The 20,019-nt window shown below is 40.2% G+C and carries 21 protein-coding genes and 1 tRNA gene; 16 read left to right on the top strand and 6 right to left on the bottom strand.

The genetic code is table 11. The features are described from left to right. Position 1: 1 nt before the first annotated feature. The 6 genes from map (at position 2) to ACM44_RS06545 (ending at position 4,063) form a co-directional block, all read left to right on the top strand. The gene (gene map / locus ACM44_RS06570; protein WP_048499234.1) at positions 2 to 811 is read left to right on the top strand and encodes a type I methionyl aminopeptidase; all 810 of its coding nucleotides are present in this window, start codon (positions 2 to 4) and stop codon (positions 809 to 811) included. Continuing rightward, positions 811 to 1,578 (top strand): class I SAM-dependent methyltransferase, encoded by a 768-nt coding sequence (locus tag ACM44_RS06565; RefSeq protein ID WP_048499233.1) that lies wholly within the window; start codon positions 811 to 813, stop codon positions 1,576 to 1,578. The genes map and ACM44_RS06565 overlap by 1 nt, the downstream gene beginning before the upstream one ends. 177 nt (positions 1,579 to 1,755) lie before the next feature. Beyond that, positions 1,756 to 2,637 carry a GTPase Era gene (gene era, locus ACM44_RS06560; protein WP_048499232.1) on the top strand — a complete coding sequence of 294 codons (882 nt, stop codon included), beginning with the start codon at positions 1,756 to 1,758 and terminating at the stop codon, positions 2,635 to 2,637. Positions 2,638 to 2,702: 65 nt separating this feature from the next. After that, positions 2,703 to 3,134, top strand: coding sequence for a DoxX family protein (locus ACM44_RS06555; protein ID WP_048499231.1), 432 nt, complete (start codon positions 2,703 to 2,705; stop codon positions 3,132 to 3,134). A 116-nt stretch (positions 3,135 to 3,250) separates the two neighbouring features. Beyond that, positions 3,251 to 3,715 (top strand): DUF2147 domain-containing protein, encoded by a 465-nt coding sequence (locus ACM44_RS06550; RefSeq protein WP_048499230.1) that lies wholly within the window; start codon positions 3,251 to 3,253, stop codon positions 3,713 to 3,715. 3 nt (positions 3,716 to 3,718) lie between these two features. Next, on the top strand, positions 3,719 to 4,063 hold the full coding sequence (locus ACM44_RS06545) for a phage holin family protein (protein ID WP_048499229.1): 345 nt from the start codon (positions 3,719 to 3,721) through the stop codon (positions 4,061 to 4,063). Positions 4,064 to 4,108: 45 nt separating this feature from the next. Here the strand turns inward: ACM44_RS06545 and ACM44_RS06540 are convergent, their stop codons facing one another. Then, positions 4,109 to 4,924 carry a T9SS type A sorting domain-containing protein gene (locus ACM44_RS06540; protein WP_048499228.1) on the bottom strand — a complete coding sequence of 272 codons (816 nt, stop codon included), beginning with the start codon at positions 4,922 to 4,924 and terminating at the stop codon, positions 4,109 to 4,111. Between the two features lie 203 nt (positions 4,925 to 5,127). Here ACM44_RS06540 and ACM44_RS06535 point away from each other — a divergent pair, with 203 nt between their 5' ends. From ACM44_RS06535 to ACM44_RS06495, 9 genes are all read left to right on the top strand, one after another. Beyond that, positions 5,128 to 5,616, top strand: a complete 489-nt coding sequence (locus tag ACM44_RS06535) for a PH domain-containing protein (protein ID WP_048499227.1) — start codon at positions 5,128 to 5,130, stop codon at positions 5,614 to 5,616. 42 nt (positions 5,617 to 5,658) lie between these two features. Further along, on the top strand, positions 5,659 to 7,656 hold the full coding sequence (locus tag ACM44_RS06530) for a S9 family peptidase (protein WP_048499226.1): 1,998 nt from the start codon (positions 5,659 to 5,661) through the stop codon (positions 7,654 to 7,656). Between the two features lie 196 nt (positions 7,657 to 7,852). Continuing rightward, positions 7,853 to 8,581, top strand: a complete 729-nt coding sequence (locus tag ACM44_RS06525) for a hypothetical protein (RefSeq protein WP_048499225.1) — start codon at positions 7,853 to 7,855, stop codon at positions 8,579 to 8,581. 25 nt (positions 8,582 to 8,606) lie between these two features. Continuing rightward, positions 8,607 to 9,266, top strand: a complete 660-nt coding sequence (locus tag ACM44_RS06520) for a hypothetical protein (RefSeq protein WP_152669317.1) — start codon at positions 8,607 to 8,609, stop codon at positions 9,264 to 9,266. A 99-nt stretch (positions 9,267 to 9,365) separates the two neighbouring features. Beyond that, entirely contained in the window at positions 9,366 to 10,415 is a 1,050-nt protein-coding gene (gene queA, locus ACM44_RS06515) for a tRNA preQ1(34) S-adenosylmethionine ribosyltransferase-isomerase QueA (RefSeq protein WP_048499223.1), read from the top strand. A gap of 70 nt (positions 10,416 to 10,485) precedes the next feature. After that, on the top strand, positions 10,486 to 11,523 hold the full coding sequence (gene rlmN / locus ACM44_RS06510; RefSeq protein WP_048499299.1) for a 23S rRNA (adenine(2503)-C(2))-methyltransferase RlmN: 1,038 nt from the start codon (positions 10,486 to 10,488) through the stop codon (positions 11,521 to 11,523). Between the two features lie 51 nt (positions 11,524 to 11,574). After that, a complete protein-coding gene (locus tag ACM44_RS06505; RefSeq protein ID WP_048499222.1) occupies positions 11,575 to 12,510 on the top strand; it encodes a sterol desaturase family protein in 936 nt (311 codons plus the stop codon). Positions 12,511 to 12,529: 19 nt separating this feature from the next. Continuing rightward, positions 12,530 to 13,408: a YncE family protein gene (locus ACM44_RS06500; RefSeq protein ID WP_048499221.1), complete on the top strand. Its 879-nt coding sequence runs from the start codon at positions 12,530 to 12,532 to the stop codon at positions 13,406 to 13,408. A gap of 96 nt (positions 13,409 to 13,504) precedes the next feature. Further along, on the top strand, positions 13,505 to 14,482 hold the full coding sequence (locus ACM44_RS06495) for a polyprenyl synthetase family protein (RefSeq protein WP_048499220.1): 978 nt from the start codon (positions 13,505 to 13,507) through the stop codon (positions 14,480 to 14,482). Here the strand turns inward: ACM44_RS06495 and ACM44_RS06490 are convergent. The 5 genes from ACM44_RS06490 to ACM44_RS06470 form a co-directional block, all read right to left on the bottom strand. Further along, positions 14,479 to 17,181 (bottom strand): copper-transporting P-type ATPase, encoded by a 2,703-nt coding sequence (locus ACM44_RS06490; RefSeq protein ID WP_048499298.1) that lies wholly within the window; start codon positions 17,179 to 17,181, stop codon positions 14,479 to 14,481. The two genes, ACM44_RS06495 and ACM44_RS06490, sit on opposite strands and share 4 nt — an antisense overlap. A 79-nt stretch (positions 17,182 to 17,260) precedes the next feature. After that, positions 17,261 to 17,821: a helix-turn-helix domain-containing protein gene (locus ACM44_RS06485; RefSeq protein WP_048499219.1), complete on the bottom strand. Its 561-nt coding sequence runs from the start codon at positions 17,819 to 17,821 to the stop codon at positions 17,261 to 17,263. Further along, positions 17,818 to 18,213, bottom strand: coding sequence for an acyl-CoA thioesterase (locus ACM44_RS06480; protein WP_048499218.1), 396 nt, complete (start codon positions 18,211 to 18,213; stop codon positions 17,818 to 17,820). Before ACM44_RS06480 ends, ACM44_RS06485 begins: the two co-directional genes overlap by 4 nt. Positions 18,214 to 18,311: 98 nt before the next feature. Further along, positions 18,312 to 19,070 (bottom strand): peroxide stress protein YaaA, encoded by a 759-nt coding sequence (gene yaaA / locus ACM44_RS06475; RefSeq protein WP_048499217.1) that lies wholly within the window; start codon positions 19,068 to 19,070, stop codon positions 18,312 to 18,314. 117 nt (positions 19,071 to 19,187) lie between these two features. Then, entirely contained in the window at positions 19,188 to 19,799 is a 612-nt protein-coding gene (locus ACM44_RS06470) for an L-threonylcarbamoyladenylate synthase (protein WP_048499216.1), read from the bottom strand. An 88-nt stretch (positions 19,800 to 19,887) separates the two neighbouring features. Here ACM44_RS06470 and ACM44_RS06465 point away from each other — a divergent pair. Continuing rightward, positions 19,888 to 19,960, top strand: a tRNA-Met gene (locus ACM44_RS06465). The last annotated feature ends 59 nt before the right edge of the window (positions 19,961 to 20,019 follow it).

Raw genomic sequence — 20,019 nt, 5'->3', positions numbered from 1 at the left:
AATGATTATACTTAAAACACTGGACGAACTTCGTCTAATGCGTGAAAGCGCACAGCTCGTGTCCAAAACATTGGGCATTCTTGCCAAGGAAATAAAACCAGGAGTCACCACCAATTATTTGGACAAAATTGGTGATGAATTTATCCGCGACCATGGCGGTGTTCCAGGTTTTTTGGGTCTGTATGATTTCCCGAAAAGTTTTTGCATTTCTCCGAACGAGCAAGTGGTGCACGGCATTCCAAATGATAAACCGTTGAAGGAAGGTGATATCTTGTCCGTGGATTGCGGCGTTTACATGAACGGCTTTTATGGCGATCATGCATACTCATTTGAAGTGGGAGAAGTGGCTCCGGAAATCAAAAAACTCTTGAAAGTCACCAAAGAGTCTCTTTACAAAGGAATTGAGCAATGTGTTCGTGGAAAACGGGTAGGAGATATTTCGAATGCGATCCAAACTTATTGTGAAAGTTACGGTTATGGCGTGGTTCGCGAATTGGTGGGACATGGTTTGGGTAGAAAAATGCATGAAGATCCCCAAGTTCCCAATTATGGAAGAAAAGGAAGCGGAAAAGTCCTGAAAGACGGAATAGTGCTTGCAATTGAACCCATGATTAATTTAGGCACCCACGAAGTTGTTTTTCACAATGACGGTTGGACCGTCACTTCTAAGGACAACTCGCCTTCCGCGCATTTCGAGCATGATGTGTGCATCATCAATGGGAAACCTGTACTGCTTTCCACTTTCAAATATATTTATGAGGCATTGGGAATTGTGAGTGATGAGGAGGCGCCATTTACGATGGATTTTTAATGAAAAAACTCGCCAATTTCTTTCTCAACAAAATTCCGAGGCCAATGCTCATTAATCTCAGCATTTTGCTTCGCCCGCTGATTTATCAATTTTTCAAAGGAAGTAATTTTGTGGATCCCATAGATGGCAAATCTTACCGCAAATTTCTACCCTATGGTTATGGAAAACAGCGTGATAATGCGCTTTCTCCAGGAACTTTGAGTTTGGAGCGTCATCGACAGATGTGGCTTTATCTTCAGAAGGAGACCGATTTCTTTAGCAAAAAATACAAAGTCTTGCACATCGCGCCAGAACAGGAGTTTTTGCGGATATTCAAAAAAATGGATCATCTGGATTACACATCTGCGGATTTATTTTCACCAATTGTGGACGTGAAAGCCGATATTTTGGATCTGCCTTTTGAAGATGAATCTTTTGATGTGATTTTTTGCAACCACGTGCTGGAACATATTGAAGACGACCGCAAAGCGATGAGCGAACTATTCCGCGTGATGAAAAAGGGAGGTTGGGGAATTTTCCAGGTTCCGATGAAGAACGATTTGGAAAAATCCTATGAAGATTTCACCATCAAGGATCCCAAGGAAAGGCAAAAACATTTCGGCCAATACGACCATGTCCGATGGTACGGGATGGATTATTTTGATCGATTGAAAGACGCTGGTTTTGACGTGGATATCAACTTTTATTCAAAGAAGTTTTCTAAAGAAGAAATCAAAAAATTTGGTTTGTTAGAGAATGAAATCTTACCTGTAGTTTTCAAGAGATAGCATTACCTTTTCTCAACACTATTGTAAAACGGACTGTTTTCGAAGCACATTCGAATTAAATCGGATTTCGGTGTGACACATCCTTTCATTCCATAAAACGAAGAAAATATCAGACTTTGCCCGGTCTAAATCCAAAATCCCTACCTTTGCAAAACTTTGAATTTTAAACTTTGAGTTTTGAACAATCATAAAGCAGGATTTGTAAATATAGTGGGGAAACCGAATGCGGGAAAATCCACATTGCTCAATCAGTTGATGGGCGAAAAATTGGCCATTGTCACCCAAAAGGCGCAAACCACGCGTCACCGGATATTTGGAATTTATAATGAGGATGATCTGCAGATCGTTTTCAGCGACACCCCGGGAGTTTTGGACCCTAAATATGGGTTGCAGGAAAAGATGATGGATTTTGTGAAGGATTCACTGCAGGATGCCGATGTTTTCCTTTTCATCGTGGACATTTTAGACAAAACGGAACCTTTTGAATTTCTGGTGGAAAAGCTGAATAAAATTCCGGTCCCGGTTTTGATTTTAGTCAATAAAATAGACGCGTCCAACCAGGCGGAACTGGAGAAAACCATGGAATTGTGGCACGAGAGAATCCCCAAAGCTGAAATTCTCCCGATTTCTGCGTTAAAAGGCTTTAACACCGATGTGATTTTGCCAAAACTGAAATCGCTCCTTCCGGAAAACCCGCCATATTACGACAAAGATCAGTTTACAGATAAATCCGAAAGGTTTTTTGTGAATGAGGCCATCCGAGAAAAAATTCTTTTGAACTACGAAAAGGAAATTCCCTATTCTGTGGAAGTGGTTACCGAACAGTTCAAGGAAAAAGAAGGAATTATCTTCATTGACTCGATCATTTATGTGGAAAGAGACACCCAGAAAGGAATCATCATTGGGCACAAAGGTGAGGCGATCAAGAAGGTGGGAACCGAGGCCAGGATTGATTTGGAAAAGTTTTTCAATAAAAAAATTCACCTTAATATTTTTGTGAAAGTGAAAAAAGATTGGCGAAAAAATGAAAGGGATCTAAAAAACTTCGGTTATCGATAAAAACTTCTGGCGAAAAACGTGATTATTATTGGGATTTTTGTTATTTTTGGCTGAAAATTTTAAAAATGAGCTATTTCACTTCTGTTAAAAGCAATGTTTACATCGTAGATCTTGTTTTGCTTTTGGTTAGGATTTTTGTTGGTTTCGCCATGCTTTCTCATGGTTACCCGAAGCTTCAGCAATTACTTTCCGGTGAAGAAATCCAGTTTTACAATTTTATGGGAATCGGTGAGAAAGCTTCTCTTTTCTGTGCGGTTTTTGCGGAATTTGTGTGCTCCATTTTCCTTATTCTAGGGCTTTTTTCCAGAATTGCGCTCTTCTTCTTGGCCTTTACCATGGTAGTGGCAGGATTTGTAATTCACTCGTCGGATCCTTTCAATAAGAGGGAAATGAGTCTGCTGTATCTTTCTATTTTCCTGCTTCTTTTTGCTTTTGGTCCGGGCAAATATTCTGTGGATGCCATGATCAGCCGGAAAAGAAATTCGGAAAAGTGGTAGAATTCCGTTATTGTTGAAATTTCTGTTGCAAATGACCTTTCTTTTGGTGCTCTTTAAAGTAAAAGTACAGATTTATTGACCTCAATTGGCAAAGAAATTGAAGGGAAAATAAGGTGATGAAAAAGAACTGGCTTTTATTTTTACTTCTGTGCTCTATCGCTATTTCTGCGCAATATTCTGAAGATGACGTACTTGGGAAGTGGATTGCGGAAGACCGCTCTGTGGCGGTGGAAGTTTTTAAAGTCAATCAAAATTTTCGAGCAAAAGTGGTGTGGTTTGACGACAGATTGGGTAGCGGAATACCGATGCATGAAAGAAAAGATACAGACAATCCGAATCCTAAACTGAGACACAGAAAAATTATCGGCATGGAAATTCTGGAAGGTTTAAAATACAAACCCGGCAGCCAAAGTTGGGAAAACGGTAAAATCTACGATGCGACCTCTGGAAGATATTGGGATTCATCGGCAAGGATCACGAAGACGGGACTGCTGAAAGTTCGTGGATACTGGAAATTCAAATGGATCGGGAAAACCATGACTTTTATAAAAATCAATGAATCCTCTTTTACAAAAAAATAAATTATGAATTTGATTATTAGACTTCTGATTACTGCCGTGGTGGCTTATGCACTAACGCATCTCTTATCGGGAATTCATTTTGACGGGTTTTCCACAGCAGTAGTATTCGCGATTGTTTTGGCGGTTTTAAACCTGATTGTCAAACCGATTCTTTCCATTCTCGGCTTACCTTTGACGATCATCACACTGGGATTTTTTGCATTGGTAATCAATGCGGTGATTATTTTGCTCGCGGCGAAATTCGTTTCCGGAATGCATATCGACGGATTTTGGTGGGCGTTTATTTTCAGCATCGCACTTTCGCTGATTACTTCTTTGCTGAATGGGATTTTCGCTTCGAAAGACTAGACTAATTCAAAAATAGAAAGGCGGCTCATGATCAAGCCGCTTTTTTTATTTTTTAATGAACCTAATAAAGTGCTCATTTTTCTTCTGGTCAGAAAACAATTTCAGGAAATACACTCCTTTTGGAAGTTTGGAGACATTGATTTGCTTTTGGCTTAGCATGTTTTGGGTTAAGATTTTCCCCGAAGCATCCAAAATTTCGTAGGAATTAAATGTCAACACACTTTCAAAATTTAGGATTTCCGTTACAGGATTTGGAAAAATCTTGATTACGGCTGCTTTTCCTTGATTTTCAATAGTTGACATTAAGCAGGCAGGAGGATCGCTAATCACTCCGTTTGAAAAATCGTAGAAGAAATGATCACTCACTATGAAATTCGGGGCATACTGCACATTTGGTGGATACATCAGACAATTGTTAAAGGTAATGGATCCCACTGCGAAATTAGCAGGATACTGCTTCCAACCTTCACATGCATCGTTCATGACCGGGCCCGGTTTGAAAAAATCCACAATCGTTCTTGGTTCGATAATTTGCATATGAGCACAGGACGAAGACCATGTTGTGGGAGGTTTGAAGAAAAGTTTTGGGCGGAAATAGGCTCCAACGTAATAAGTCATGGTTTCCACTGGTGAAGGAGTGCCGTTTTGAACATAAAATGCCTTAAAGGTCGTTTTCGTCGAAATAGAAATATTTACACTGTTTCCTGCGGAAGGTGATGATAGATTAGGTACAGTTCCGTCCATCGTGTAGTAAATAATGGAATTTGGCTGCGCGATGGTGACGGTTCCGGGATTTGCCATCCAGCCTTCATAAGGCGAGAACAGGGTTTCTTGTGCAAATAAAACGGTGGCGAATAACATGAAAATTAAGGATAGAGTTGATTTTATAGTACTTTATTTTGGAACATAAAGTTAAACAAAATATTTAAAGCAGAAGAAAGCCAATGTATGTTTCCAGCTGAATACCAACATAATCCCTAAATTTTCTCTATAGGAAGTGAAACTATTCTTTCCGAAATGATTAAATTTGACTTCGGTATTCAAAAACCTTAACACTTTTTTTAATGAAAGAATTCCCAACAGCAAAAATGGATCGTGTCATGTTGATTTCAACACTTGTTTTTGGTGGAATATGCATTGGTGTTTTGATCTTATCCATCATCTCGATTCGGGATGGAGAAAAATTTATGTTTTTTCCTGGCACAATTGTTTTGGCAGCACTGCTTACTTCCTATTTATTAATTCCGAAAATCAGTGTAAACACCCGTGAAATCTTGGTGAGAAACAGTTTCGTGAATTTTCCGATAAAATTTTCGGATGTTGCCGAGATCAGCAGGGTTGAAAAAATTAAATTGGTGTTCCGGACTTTCGGGGTGGGTGGTCTTTTCGGGAATTTCGGTTATTTTAATGGAAACGATGTTTGGTACGTAACGAATCGCAGAAAAAAAGTACAAATCAAAATGAAATCCGGAAAAGTCTATATGCTTTCCCCGGAAAATCCTGATGAATTCATTGAATATATCAAAACGCAAACTGATTTTGCAGGAAATTGACTATTTTCGTAACCCTCAAACTTTAAACTTCAAACAAATTCAATGAACTTTAAACATACCTTAATCGCCTTAGCCGCGCCATTCCTTATGAACGCACAAAACGTGATGACGCCCGAAACCCTTTGGACCCTTAATAAAATTGGTGTTACCGCAGTTTCGCCTGATCAGTCGTCGTTGATTTATTCCGTTGGAAAAGTGGATTTAAAAACCGAAAAAACCAACAAAAAGAATTTCTTTTTCAATATTAAAGACAGTTCAACAACAAACCTCGACTTAGGGAAGAAATCGCTTGTCCAGTGGGATAAAAACGGGATTTACGCAACTGAAGGGGACAAAATCTACGTTTCGAAAGACGCGGGAAATACCTGGACAGAATTTTACACCATTGGCGAAGTGGACAATATCGTTATTGCTCCGGATGGCAAGAAAATAGCCTTCAGCAAAGAAGTTTTGGTGGATAAAAATTTGGGGAAAGACAAATATACTGATGTGCCGAAAACGACAGCGCATATTTATAGCGACCTGAATCACCGTCATTGGGATTATTTCAATGAGGGAAAATACAACCATATTTTTGTGGTCAACACTTCCGACTCTGTCGATAAAGCAAAAGATTTGTTGGACGGAAAAACCTGGGATTCGCCGCAAAGACCTTTTGGTGGAACTGAGGATTTTATTTGGAGCCCGGATTCCTCGCAACTGCTTTACGTGATGAAACCATTGAGCGGTAAAGAATACGCGCTTTCCACCAATACCGATATTTTCGCTTACGATTTGGCGACCGGAAATGTTCGAAACCTTACCGCAAACAACAAAGGTTATGATACCAATCCGAAATTCTCTCCCGACGGAAAAACGCTGACCTGGATGTCTATGGAACGCGATGGTTATGAAGCCGATAAAAATGATATCAAAGTGATGGACTGGAAAACCGGAACCACCACAAATCTGACCAAAAATTGGGACGAAAGTATCGTAGGTGATGTTTTCTTTTCTCAGGATTCCAAAACGATGTATTTTACCACTGCATTTCGAGGAACGAAACAGCTTTTCACCCTCGATCCGAAAAACTCGAAAATCACTCAGATTACCAACGGGAGTTTTGATGTGAACGAGATTTATGCACAGGGAAAAAACAACCTTCTGGTTTCCAGAAACGACATGAACCATAATCCGGATCTGTTCTCCGTAAACTTAAAAAATGGCGAAATGAAGCAGGTTACGGATATTAATAAAGCCAATTATGCAAAACTTTCTCCGGCAAAAACCGAACTTAAAATGGTGAAAACTACTGACGGAAAGGAAATGGGAGTTTGGTTTGTGTATCCGCCAGATTTTGATCCAGCAAAGAAATATCCGACACTTCTTTATTGTCAGGGAGGACCTCAATCGGCTTTGACCCAATTCTTTTCCACAAGATGGAATTTAGGTTTAATGGCGGCAAACGGCTACATCGTGGTTGCGCCAAACCGAAGAGGAATGCCGGGATGGGGAACAAAATGGAATGAAGATATTTCCAAAGATTGGGGCGGACAAGTGATGAAGGATTACTTGGCTGCCACAGATTTTGCGAAAACTTTGCCTTATGTGGATGGTGACAGATTCGGGGCAGTTGGTGCAAGTTACGGTGGATACAGCGTTTTCATGTTGGCAGGAATCCACGAAAACCGTTTCAAAACCTTTATCGCGCATGACGGACTTTTCGATATGAAATCTTGGTTTCTGACGACCGAAGAACTTTGGTTCGCGAACTGGGATTTGGGCGGATCGCCTTATGACAACCCGGTTCCGAAATCTTACACCGAATTTAATCCTTCCAATTTTGTGAATAAATGGAACAAGCCGATCATGATCATCCAGGGTGGAATCGATTACCGGGTTCCTTACGAACAGGGACAGGAAGCTTTTCAGGCGGCAAAACTTCATGGTTTGAAATCCAAATTCCTTTATTTCCCCAATGAAAACCACTGGGTTCTTCACGCGCACAATGGCTTGGTTTGGCAAAGAGAATTTTTTGAATGGTTGAAAGAAACGCTTTAGAAAATTTATTTCAATAGCACCGAACCGCCATTCAGCTTTCTTTTTGAAAAAAGGTAAACTCTTTTTATGGAGGTGCGAAGAAGACGATTGAAGCACGCAAAAAAAATATCAAAAACGGACATTCAACTGTCCGTTTTTTATTTTCGGACAATGCTCGAAATCACTAAAATCATTATATTTATCGCAAAAATAAATTATGGCCGAATTAGAGGTTGCAAAATCTACCAAAAAAATTATCACCACAGCAAAGTCTAAAGAAGAACCTTTCTGGGGCAAATTCAAAAAAATTTCCCTGGAAATCTTGATCATCATGTTCGCGGTTTCCCTTTCAATTGGGCTGCATTCCTTGAGTGAAGCAAGGCATGAACAGCATGAAGTCAAGGTATTTCTCACCGGTCTCAGAAAAGATTTGAAGAAAGACCGAGAAGAAATGAGCGATGACATCAATGGTTACGAGACTCAGAGAAGAGCATTCCAATACCTTTCTAAATTAGAAAAAGGGCAGTCTGCCAATCCGGACAGTATGAAGGTTTATGCTCAAGATTTAACAACTTTCACTGGGTTTATGGGAAATAGGGGCCGCTATGAAGGTTTTAAGTCTTCGGGCAAGATTTTATTTATCGAAGATGATGATTTGCAAAACAATATTTTGGATTTATACGAGGAAAGTGTTCCACTCCTCAATCAGCGTACCGATTTCTACAAAAATGAAAAATTGAAACTGAATGACTTTATAATTGAAAAAACTACGGATTATCCGAAGGGAAACCTGCCTCAGATTTTGGGTTCGGACCAGGTGAAAAACCGTAGCAATATGTACTTGGCGTCAGTGGAGCATATCATCGGAAATTATAGAGAATGCATCTCGAAAATTGATGAAATCATTACGGGCATCAACAGGCATTACCCGGAAAAAGCCAAATAGGAGCGATACACTATTTCCTTAAGCTATGAAAAAAATAACCGTCTTATTATTGATGCTGTGGATATCCTCTGTAAATGCCCAGATTTATTCGTTTGATTTTTTGACGAAATACATTTCCACGAGCAGTGACCCGAAAATGACGGAATCCAGGGATCTTGTGACTTATTTTAATACAGACGATTTCAGCTATTATCTCACCCTTAGAAAAACTTCAACAGGATTTTACGGCTATTTAACTGATGAGAATAGAAAAACGATGCATAAATTCGACGTGACAGAAGACCAGAAAGATGGGGAGGTCGAGTTTTCATTCAATTACACAGGAACCCGGAAATTATCGGGTCATCCCGTAAATCTGAAGAAAGTACGAATTCAATATGAAGAAATGGCATCTGACTCAGTAAAGCTGAAAATTTTTAAGAATGAAAGTGCTACAAAACCGGAACGGGAATACGTTCTGAAACTTAAAAAAGCAAATAAGAACCTTTTTCCAATCGCACGCATCGTGATGATGCACCCGTATGAAGCAGCAACTGCCGTTGACTTCGGTAGAAATATCGTGGTGGAAAAGGCAATCGATATCTGCATCGAAAAGCGATGTAATTGCGATATCACACTGGCCGAATATAAAAATGTGGAGCTGGATTTGCAACTCCCGAAGGAGCTAAAATTCGTTATTTATTGACAGATAAAGCACTTGACAAACCCTTTTTTAAGTTGTATATTTGCAGTCCGAAAATTTTCATGGTTTTCGGACTTAATTTTTAAACCGTAATTTAAAAAAATGAAGACATCCGATTTTAATTTCCATTTGCCGGAACACCTTTTGGCAGAACATCCAAGTGAACACAGAGACGAAGCAAAACTGATGGTTTTGAACCGAAAAGATCAAACCATAGAACATAAACTATTCAAAGATGTGGTCGATTATTTTGATGAACACGACCTTTTTATCTTTAACAATACCAAAGTTTTTCCGGCAAGACTTTACGGAAACAAAGAAAAAACCGGAGCGAAGATCGAGGTTTTCCTACTAAGAGAACTCGATAAAGAAACCAGAGTTTGGGACGTTTTGGTGGATCCGGCCAGAAAAATCCGAATCGGGAATAAACTGTTCTTCACCGAGGACGAATCTTTGGTGGCCGAAGTTATTGACAACACTACTTCCAGAGGAAGAACTTTGAGGTTTTTGTATGACGGATCCTATGAAGAATTCCGCGCGAAGCTGAAAGAGTTGGGAGAAACGCCGCTTCCTAAATACATCAAAAGGGAAGTGGAGCCGGAAGATGCGGAACGCTACCAAACGATTTACGCAAAAATTGAAGGTGCTGTTGCAGCTCCCACTGCAGGTCTGCATTTCTCAAAACATTTAATGAAAAGGCTGGAAATCAAAGGGATCGATTTCGCGGAAATCACATTGCACGTTGGTTTGGGAACTTTTAACCCCATCGAGGTAGAGGATTTGAGCAAACACAAAATGGAATCCGAAGAAGCCATCATCGACCAGAAAAATGCCGACATCATAAACAAAGCCGTTGAGGAACAAAGAAGAGTTTGCGCGGTTGGAACCACCACGATGAGGGCGCTGGAAACTTCGGTTTCATCCAACAAAAAAATCGGGCCTTATCACGGTTGGACCAACAAGTTCATTTTTCCGCCGCACGATTTCGGGGTTGCCAATGCAATGATTACCAATTTCCACACGCCAAAATCAACCTTACTAATGATGATCGCAGCATTTGCCGGAAAAGATTTCGTGATGCATGCGTATGAGGAAGCCATCAAGAATGAATACAAATTCTATTCTTATGGTGATGCGATGCTGATTCTATAAAGTGGAAGCAGAAAGATGGATGCTGGAAGATTTTCCAGTGTCCATTTTTCTTCCATCTCCCCATTTTTTTATGAAAGATATCCGAACATTATCACTAGACGAATTAAAGGATTACTTCGTAACTCTTGGTGAAAAACCTTTCCGTGCGAAACAGGTTTACGACTGGTTGTGGAGTAAAAACCTCCATTCCATAGATGAGATGACTAATCTTTCAAAAAACCTAAGAGAGCGGATATCCCAAGAATTCACCATTAATCCGATCGCGGTTGATTTGCTTCAAAAATCAGCAGATGGAACCATCAAAAACGGTGTGAAACTTCATGATGGTTTATTAGTGGAATCGGTTCTGATTCCAACTGAAACCAGAACCACGGCATGCGTTTCTTCCCAAGTGGGCTGTTCGCTCAACTGTGAATTTTGCGCCACCGCCAAACTTAAAAGAATGCGTAATTTGGAAGTTGCAGAAATCGTGGATCAAGTTGCGCTGATCGACCGGCAAAGTAAACTTTATTTCGATCGACCGCTTTCCAACATTGTTTTTATGGGAATGGGCGAACCGATGATGAACTACAAAAACGTAGTTGAAGCCATCCGGAAAATCACAAAACCTGAAGGTTTGGGAATGTCGCCACGAAGAATCACCGTTTCCACCTCCGGAATTCCGAAGATGATTAAAATGCTTGCTGACGAGGATTTAAAGGTGAAACTGGCACTTTCGCTTCACACCGCCATTGAAGCAAAACGAAACGAGATCATGCCATTTTCGGAGAATTTTCCTTTGACAGAAATCATGGACTCGTTGAAATATTGGTATGAAAAAACGGGGAATGTCGTGACTTTCGAATATTGTGTTTGGGGCGGAATTAATGATAAAGACGAAGACATCAAGGCATTAATTAAATATTGCCGACAAGTTCCCAGCAAAGTCAACCTGATTCAATACAACCCGATCGGTGAGGGGAAATTTGACCATAGAAGCATTGCTGCCGAAGAAAAATACGTTCGAGAACTCACAAAAGCTGGAATCACTGTGATGGTCCGAAGGAGCCGAGGTGGCGATATAGACGCTGCTTGCGGACAATTGGCGAATAAAACTGCAGAGGAATAATCTATTTCTTCACGACCAAAATTTTCCATACCTTTTCGCCAAAAATAGACCATGCTAGATTTTTCCAACATTCTATCTGAACACGGACAAACGATTCTTTATTTCTTTACTATTCCCTTTTTTGCGGTAGTTATTTTTGCGGAAATGCTTTTCAGTTATTTCGGTAACAAGCAACTTTATAGAGGAAAAGATGTAGCGATGAATGTTTTTCTTGCAGTGATCAACTTCGGGCTTGATTTGCTGATGAAGGCATTTGCAATGTTCGTGATGTTTTTCTTTTTCAACCATCGGGTTTTTGATTTCGATTTTAATATTTGGTATTTCATCGCCTGTTTTGTGGTGACCGATTTTGCTTATTTTGTGCATCATTACGTTGATCATCACTCTCGGGTTTTTTGGGCGGTCCACATCACGCACCACAATTCGGAGTATTTTAATATCACGACAGGTTTCAGAAGTCCGGTTTTGCAACCGCTTTACCGTTATTTGTTTTTTGCGCCACTTGCGTTCGTGGGATTCAATCCTTGGCATATCATGGTGATGTATTCTTTAGGACAGATTTATGGAGCATTAGTTCATACTCAAACGGTCAAGAAATTGGGATTTTTGGAATACTTCATGGTCACGCCTTCGCATCACCGCGTGCATCATGCGTGCAACATCAAATATTTGGATCGAAATATGGGGATGGTTTTCATTGTTTGGGACAAAATTTTTGGAACTTTTGAACCAGAAGATCCAAAAACTCCAGTGAAATACGGAATTTATCCGAAAATGCCCGACAATGGTCCAGTCACCACGATTTTCTATGAATGGCGGAAGATATGGAAAGATATGAAGCAACCCAACTTGAAATTAGCGGACCGGATCAACTATCTGTTTAATTCACCTGGTTGGAGACATGATGGTACCGGAAAAACCGTCAGAAACTTCCAAAAGGAATATTGGGCGAGAAAGCGAAATGGAATCAAGAAAAAAGTGGCATAATTTAGCTGATTGATCTGAAATGAAGAACCTTATAATCCTTTTCACTGTCCTGTTTTTTCAAGCCGGATTTTCGCAACAAGCCGAATTTCTGAAAATCCGCCCATATAAAGTTGCTGAACTTTCGGATTCAATTAGAGAAACTTCCGGTCTGAAATTTTTTAAAAACAAACTTTACACCTTCAACGATAGTGGAAATACACCCGATATTTTCGAAATCGATAAAAATACGGGGAAGATTCTGAACGTGATTAAGACCGGCCTCCAGAACAAAGATTGGGAAGCGATGACCAGCGATTCTGTGTCGGTATATATTGGTGATTTTGGGAATAATGCGGGAAACAGGAAGGATTTGAAGATTTATCGAATAAATTTGGAGCGCGTTGATAGCGCTAACAACGCTAAAAATGTTATTCCATTTTATTATCCCGAACAAACCGACTTCACGCCAAAAAACATCAATAATGATTTCGATGCGGAAGCCATGGTTTTTCTAAACGGGAAAATACACCTTTTCACCAAGGAATGGGTTTCAAGAAAAACCACGCATTACACGATTAACCCCGAAATTTCCGAACTGCAACCGGCGCAGAAAATCGAAAGCTTTCAAACAGATTTTGTAGTCACTGATGCTTCCTATTTTAAAGGAAAACTCTATTTGGTAGGCTATACCAAGAAAACAGCGGTATTTTTGGCCATTTTCACTGAAACCGAACCAGGGATTTTCTTCAGTGAAAAACCGAAAAAATATTACCTGGGATCATCCATTTCCATCGGTCAAATAGAGGGAATTGCAGTGAATGAAGACGGAATTTATATTTCAGGAGAGGAGTTCAGATCTCCTTTTGGAAGAATAAAGCAACGTTTATATTTGATCCCATTTCATTTAATTGGCCAATGATTTATTTCCCTCAAATTCCACCTTTTTGACTATATTTGTCCACCAAATTACTCTTTAAGCATTGCTCATTACTAATTACTGATTACTGATAACAAAGTGGCGAATATCGTAGAAGAAATCAAGAAACCTATTGCACAGGAAATGAAACTTTTCGAGCAAAAGTTTTACGAATCGATGCAGAGCAATGTACCGCTACTGGATAAAGTCACCCGTTTTATCGTGACCACAAAAGGAAAACAAATGCGTCCGATGTTTGTTTTTCTGTGTTCTAAATTGGTGGGAGAGGTGAATGAAAAATCCTTCCGAGGCGCTTCTATGATTGAATTGATTCACACCGCGACTTTGGTGCACGACGATGTGGTGGATGAAAGTTTCAAACGTAGGAATTTTTTCTCGATCAATGCGCTTTGGAAGAATAAAATTGCTGTATTGGTGGGCGATTATCTTTTGTCAAAAGCGGTCTTGCTTTCTACTGACCACAAAGAATTCGATTTGCTTGCCGTGATTTCCAGAACCATCAAAGAAATGGCGGAAGGCGAACTCCTGCAATTGGAAAAAGCCCGAAAACTAGATATTACAGAAGATGTTTACTACGAAATCATCCGTCAGAAAACGGCTACCTTGGTTGCAGCTTGCTGCGAAATCGGTGTTCTTTCCAATCACGCTGATGAAAATCTGGCGAAGAAAATGAGGGAATTTGGCACTTTGACCGGAATGGCTTTCCAAATCAAAGACGACCTTTTTGATTACCTTGCTTCCAATATCATCGGAAAACCTGTCGGAATCGATATTAAGGAGCAAAAAATGACTTTGCCGCTGATTTATTCCTTAAGAACCGCCAATGAAAGCGACCGCAAATATTTCTTTGACACCATCAAGCGTTACAACAATGATACGAAGCGAGTGAAAGAACTCATCGACTTTGTGAAAAAATCTGGTGGTCTGGATTATGCAATCGGCGTGATGAAGGATTTTCAGCAGAAAGCGAAGGACATTCTGAACGATTTCCCTGATTCACAGGCGAAAAACTCGCTCCATCTGATGCTGGATTATGTGATTGAAAGGAAGTTCTAATCCAGTTTCAAATCTACACCATTCAACCTTAAAGAATTTAAAATTACCGAAACCGATGAAAAACTCATCGCGGCTGCCGCAATCATCGGACTGAGCAATATTCCGAAGAAAGGGTAGAGCAGACCTGCTGCAATTGGGATTCCCAAAGTGTTATAGATAAAGGCAAAGAAGAGATTCTGTTTGATGTTTTTCAGCAATTTTTCGCTAAGGATTTTTGCTTTCGCAACTCCCAGGATATCGCCTTTTATCAAGGTAATTCCTGCACTTTCAATCGCGGCATCTGTTCCGGTACCCATTGCGATCCCCACATTTGATTGGGCCAAAGCAGGAGCATCATTGATTCCGTCGCCGGTCATTGCCACCACTTTCCCTTCGGTTTGTAATTTTTTCACTTCATTCATTTTGTCTTCGGGAAGACAGCCAGCTTGATAGGATTTGATTCCCAATTCTAAAGCGATATTTTTTGCGGTGTGCTCATTGTCACCGGTCATCATTATGATTTCAATTCCTTGTTTTTGAAGATATTGAATGGCTTCTTTTGAAGTAGATTTTAAAGGGTCTGAAAAGGTGAGGAATCCCAATACTTTCCCGCTTTTTGCGAGATAAGAAATGGTTCTCGCTTTGTCTTGATGGTGAACGACCTGTGCTTTCAAATTTTCCGGAATCTGGATCTTGAAATGATCCAACAGAGATTCATTTCCCAGCAAAACCTCTTCACCATTGATTTTTCCCCTGATTCCTTTTCCGGTGATGTTTTCAAAATCTTCCACTTTTTGGATTTGGAACTCATCAGAGGAACTTTCAGGTGTGCCTGAAATAATGAAAAGCATTTTCTTGAATTTTTCCAAAACAGCTTTAGATAATGGGTGTTCAGAATTTTGGTTTAAAGATGCTGCCAATTTTACCACTTCATACTGGTCTGAATCCAAGATGGTTTCCACTTCATCTAAACTCGGTTTTCCTTCGGTCAAAGTACCGGTTTTATCGGTAATCAGGACATTTACTTTGTGCATTTCTTCCAAGGCTTCTGCATTTTTGATTAGGATTCCATTTTTTGCACCTTTACCAATTCCGACCATCAAACTCATTGGAGTGGCCAAACCTAAAGCACATGGACAAGCGACGATCAATACGGCAACTGCGTTCACAAAAGCGTAAATCATCTTATTTTCTCCGCCGAAAATCATCCATGCAAAAAAAGTGAGAATTGAAACGCCGATCACCACAGGAACGAAGATAGCAGAGATTTTATCCACCAATTTCTGGATCGGTGCACGACTTCTACTTGCTTCAAAAACCATTTTAATGATTTGGGAAAGCAACGTTTCATCACCCACTTTTTCGGCAAGCATCGTGAACACGCCGTTTCCGTTGATGGTTCCCGAAGTTACCTTGTCATTCACCGTTTTCTCCGCCGGAATCGGTTCGCCAGTAATCATGCTTTCATCCACGGAGGAGTTCCCTTCAGTAATTTTCCCATCGACAGGGATTTTTTCACCCGGTTTTACCCGTAATAAATCACCGATTTTCACTTCTGAAAGCGGAACTTTCTTTTCGTTTCCATCTATCATCAAAGTGGCTTCGTCAGGAGAAAGATTCATCAATTCCTCAATGGCTTTTCCTGTTCGTTGATGAGCTCCTGCTTCCAGCATTTGTCCCATAATCACCAAAGTGAGAATCACGCAAACCGATTCAAAATAATAAGGATTTTTTCCTTCATGGATGAATTCGTGAGGCAAAATATTGGGGACAAAAAGCACAATCAAACTGAAGATAAATGCCGCAGCGACACCCAATGCGATCAATGAAAACATATTGAGATTCCAGGTTTTGAAGGAAATCCAACCTCGTTTCATCAAAAACCAGCCAGAGTAAAAGATAACGGGAACAGAAAACATTAATTCCAAATATCCCTGAACTTTGTTGGAGAAGGGGAAGTCGAACCACATTCCGCCCATTGATAAAATAAAGACCGGAACAGTGAATGCTACAGCGATCCAAAATTTCTTTTTCAAAATGTTGTAGGTTTCATCCTCATCTGAAGCATTTTTGGAGGGGACTGCAACCAAATCCATTCCGCAGATCGGACAACTTCCCGGTTCATCGCGAATGATTTCCGGATGCATCGGACAAGTGTATTGCATCACTTTCTTCTTTTCCGGGATTTTCACCAAATCCATTCCGCAAACCGGACAACCGACATTGGAATCATAAACTTTGTCGCCCTCACAAAACATTGGGCAATAGTATTTTCCCGCATTGTCCGAAAGTTCGAGATTGGAACTTCGGGATTCGGGATCTGTGCTTTCTGACTTCATTTTCATGCTGTCAGCCAGTATTTCCGGAGTGATTTTCTCCAAATGCATGTGGCAAACTGGACATCCTGTATCGGAAATGTAGGTTTTATCGCCTTCGCAGAACATCGGACAGAAATACTGCCCAAGCTTATCCTTAAAACTTTCGGGGAGATTCGTTTTGGAGTATTGTTGCGGTTTGTTTTTGTATTCCTCTTTTTCCTCGATGGGGACCAGATACATATTGCAAACCGGGCATCTTTTTCCCTGCTGAAAATAGACTTTCTCACCTTCACATTCCATCGGGCAATAATAGACGGAACTCGGAGAAAGGCGGTCTTTAGGCGGAATCTCTTGTTGGTGATGACTGTGTTGATGGTCGTGGCTGCGATGATCGTGGTCCATGGTCTTTGAATTTAATGGTACAAATTTCGCCATTACAAACCGGATTCAGTTACAGATTTCGGGAAAAGAGTTGCAAAATTCAGAGCAAATCCAGTGGCTGACGGTTTTTTTCTTTCTTCCGCTTGAATTCGGTTGGTGTGAATCCTGTAACGCCCTTGAATTGGCTTGAAAGATGCTGAATGCTTTTGTAGCCAAGTTTTCCAGCAATTTCCTTTAAAGAGAACTCGTTGTAAAAAAGCAGTTCCTTCACCTTTTCAATTTTCTGAAGGATGAAAAACTGTTCGAGCGTCATTTCGTGGTTTTGGGAAAAAAGCTTTGAGAGAGCGCTGTAATCTTTATGCAGCTCATTGGCAAGAAACTCGGAGAGCAAAAAGTCTTCAGCTATATCGAGTTCCGCAATTTTTTGGATGATGGTTTTCTTTATTTTTTCGAGGAGTTTTTGGGTGGCATCCTCCAAAATTTCAAACCCTTTACTTTTTAACTTTTCGGAAATCTGCTCCAGGCTCTGTTTTGAAAGCTCATTTTCGGTTTCCACTTCTCCAAGCAAAATCGATTTGATTTCAGTTTCTGAATCTTCAAAAACATCTTTTACGGCTTCGATACAGCGGTTGCAAACCATGTTTTTGATGAAGATTTTCACTCGTCCTTATTTAGTCGGTCACTGATAAATTCAATTTTGGTTTTTCCGTGTTTGGTTGGTTTTCCACTTTCATCCACTCCAACAAAAATAATTTTGTCAATGGTAATGATGGTTTGCCGCGTCATCATGTTTCGGACTTCGCACTGAAGAGTGATGGAGGTGTTCCCAAAATCAGTTGCCTCGATTCCAATTTCTATGATGTCGCCCTGTTTTGCTGAGCTTACGAAATTGATTTCGGAAATATATTTGGTCACACAGCGTGGCGTTTCCAGTTGCACGATGGCGTATAGTGCGGCTTCCTCATCAATCCATTGCAGCAGTCGCCCGCCGAATAAAGTGTGGTTTGGATTCAGATCTTCTGGTTTGATCCATTTTCTGGTATGGTAATTCATATTTCTAAATTTTAGTTTTAGCCAGCTTTTTGGCAAATAGTCTAAGGTTTTAGGTCGGTGTCATTCAAAATTTCCGTTTTCCATTTTCAAATTTTAAGTTAACGGGTGAAAACAAGATTTGTTTTGGTGGACAAAGATTCGTCGATTTTATAATTTTCCAGGTTGAAAGCTTTCACTTCATTCAGTGTTTTGGCTTTGGTTTGTGCGCAGAACCTTACCACTAAACCTCTTGCGTGCTTCGTGTAAACCACGATGTTTTGGGGTTTCCCATTTTTCATTTCATAGAAATCAAAATCGATTACCGGAGCGTTCAGTTTCTTTTTATCCACCACTTTGAAATATTCCTTGCTTGCAAGGTTTAAGATAATGTCTTTTGATTTTAATTCTGAATTGATCTGTTGGGTGACTTTTTCTCTCCAGAATTCATAAAGGTTTTTGTAATGTTCAAATTCAAAATTTCTGCCCATTTCCAGACGGTAGAGCATCACCTTATCTGATGGTTTCAGCAGTCCGTATAATCCGGAAAGTATTCGGTAATTCTTTTGAAGGTAGGTTAAGGACAATTTGTCCAGGGTTTTCGCATCCAAACCACGGTAAACTTCGCCGGTAAAGGCAAAAAGGGCAGGAGCAGATTGTTTTGAGGTGGGATTAGGTTTCCATTTTTGGTTCCTTTCCCAGTTTTCATCTGCAAGTTTTGGGGAAATTTCCATTAAATCCGATAGGTATTTCGGAGATTTTTCTTTTAAATAAGATTGAATGAATGCCGCATCTTCGATGAATTTCGGGGTAGTGGATTTCAATAGCGCAGTCGAATGCTCAATATTCATCAGTTTTGCGGGAGAGGTGAGGATTTTCATTTATTTTCTTGGATATGATTAGAAATTGTTTGGATTGTAATGAACTACGCGTTCACTTCGGAAACTAAATCTTAAGGGGAAATTGACCATGGCGCGAATCCACTTGATTTTGACATTTTACAAAATCCCTTTTCCTTCCCGAATCACTTCAGGCTCACCGGAACTCAAATCCACAATCGTAGAAGCCACGTTATCGCCATAACCCGAATCGATGACGATATCGACAAGATGGTCGTATTTCTCGGCAATCAGTTCGGGATCGGTGGAGTATTCAATAATTTCATCGTCGTCCTTAATTGAAGTGGATGCAATCGGATGTCCCAATTTTTCCACGATCAACTTTGGAATCGGATGGTCCGGAACTCTTATACCGACCGTTTTTTTTCCTTTATATGCCAAAGGCAGACTTTTGTTGGCCTCCAAAATAAAGGTAAAAGGTCCAGGAACCCTGTTTTTTAGAAATCGAAAAGTGGCGGAGTCAATCGGTCTTGTAAATTCCGAAAGGTGGCTCAAATCATTACAGATGATGGAAAACTGAGCTTTATCCAGTTTGGTTTTTTTTAGTTGCGCCAGTTTTTCCATTGCCCGAATATCGAAAATATTACAGCCTAAAGCATAAACCGTATCGGAGGGATAAATGATCAATCCGCCGTTTTTCAGCGTTTTCACCACCTCGTCGATCAGGTTTTCCTGTGGATTATCAGGATAAATTTTCAGGATTTTTGCCATATACAAATTTAGGAAAAATTGATGATAAAAGAATTTTCAAAAAAAATTTGCAGTTCTGCACGAAATTTGTATCTTTGCACCACAATATCGCGGGGTAGAGCAGTAGGTAGCTCGTCGGGCTCATAACCCGGAGGTCGCACGTTCGAGTCGTGTCCCCGCTACTAAATAAGAGACTTTGGAAACAGAGTCTCTTTTTTTGTTTACCTTGTAAAAATCTTTT

Source organism: Chryseobacterium koreense CCUG 49689, assembly GCF_001045435.1.
GTDB classification, from domain to species: domain Bacteria; phylum Bacteroidota; class Bacteroidia; order Flavobacteriales; family Weeksellaceae; genus Kaistella; species Kaistella koreensis.
The sequence above is the reverse complement of the archived record's forward strand: the minus strand, read 5'-3'. Positions and strand labels throughout refer to the sequence as shown.

Excerpts from the sequence above, each read along its gene's own strand:
- queA (WP_048499223.1), top strand. The coding sequence starts at position 9,366 with ATGAAGACATCCGATTTTAATTTCCATTTGCCGGAACACCTTTTGGCA.
- ACM44_RS06545 (WP_048499229.1), top strand. The coding sequence starts at position 3,719 with ATGAATTTGATTATTAGACTTCTGATTACTGCCGTGGTGGCTTATGCA.
- ACM44_RS06535 (WP_048499227.1), top strand. The coding sequence starts at position 5,128 with ATGAAAGAATTCCCAACAGCAAAAATGGATCGTGTCATGTTGATTTCA.
- ACM44_RS06555 (WP_048499231.1), top strand. The coding sequence starts at position 2,703 with ATGAGCTATTTCACTTCTGTTAAAAGCAATGTTTACATCGTAGATCTT.
- ACM44_RS06490 (WP_048499298.1), bottom strand. The coding sequence starts at position 17,181 with ATGGACCACGATCATCGCAGCCACGACCATCAACACAGTCATCACCAA.
- ACM44_RS06525 (WP_048499225.1), top strand. The coding sequence starts at position 7,853 with ATGGCCGAATTAGAGGTTGCAAAATCTACCAAAAAAATTATCACCACA.
- ACM44_RS06565 (WP_048499233.1), top strand. The coding sequence starts at position 811 with ATGAAAAAACTCGCCAATTTCTTTCTCAACAAAATTCCGAGGCCAATG.
- ACM44_RS06470 (WP_048499216.1), bottom strand. The coding sequence starts at position 19,799 with ATGGCAAAAATCCTGAAAATTTATCCTGATAATCCACAGGAAAACCTG.
- ACM44_RS06520 (WP_152669317.1), top strand. The coding sequence starts at position 8,607 with ATGAAAAAAATAACCGTCTTATTATTGATGCTGTGGATATCCTCTGTA.
- ACM44_RS06540 (WP_048499228.1), bottom strand. The coding sequence starts at position 4,924 with ATGTTATTCGCCACCGTTTTATTTGCACAAGAAACCCTGTTCTCGCCT.
- ACM44_RS06480 (WP_048499218.1), bottom strand. The coding sequence starts at position 18,213 with ATGAATTACCATACCAGAAAATGGATCAAACCAGAAGATCTGAATCCA.
- ACM44_RS06505 (WP_048499222.1), top strand. The coding sequence starts at position 11,575 with ATGCTAGATTTTTCCAACATTCTATCTGAACACGGACAAACGATTCTT.
- map (WP_048499234.1), top strand. The coding sequence starts at position 2 with ATGATTATACTTAAAACACTGGACGAACTTCGTCTAATGCGTGAAAGC.
- ACM44_RS06530 (WP_048499226.1), top strand. The coding sequence starts at position 5,659 with ATGAACTTTAAACATACCTTAATCGCCTTAGCCGCGCCATTCCTTATG.
- ACM44_RS06500 (WP_048499221.1), top strand. The coding sequence starts at position 12,530 with ATGAAGAACCTTATAATCCTTTTCACTGTCCTGTTTTTTCAAGCCGGA.
- ACM44_RS06550 (WP_048499230.1), top strand. The coding sequence starts at position 3,251 with ATGAAAAAGAACTGGCTTTTATTTTTACTTCTGTGCTCTATCGCTATT.
- rlmN (WP_048499299.1), top strand. The coding sequence starts at position 10,486 with ATGAAAGATATCCGAACATTATCACTAGACGAATTAAAGGATTACTTC.
- yaaA (WP_048499217.1), bottom strand. The coding sequence starts at position 19,070 with ATGAAAATCCTCACCTCTCCCGCAAAACTGATGAATATTGAGCATTCG.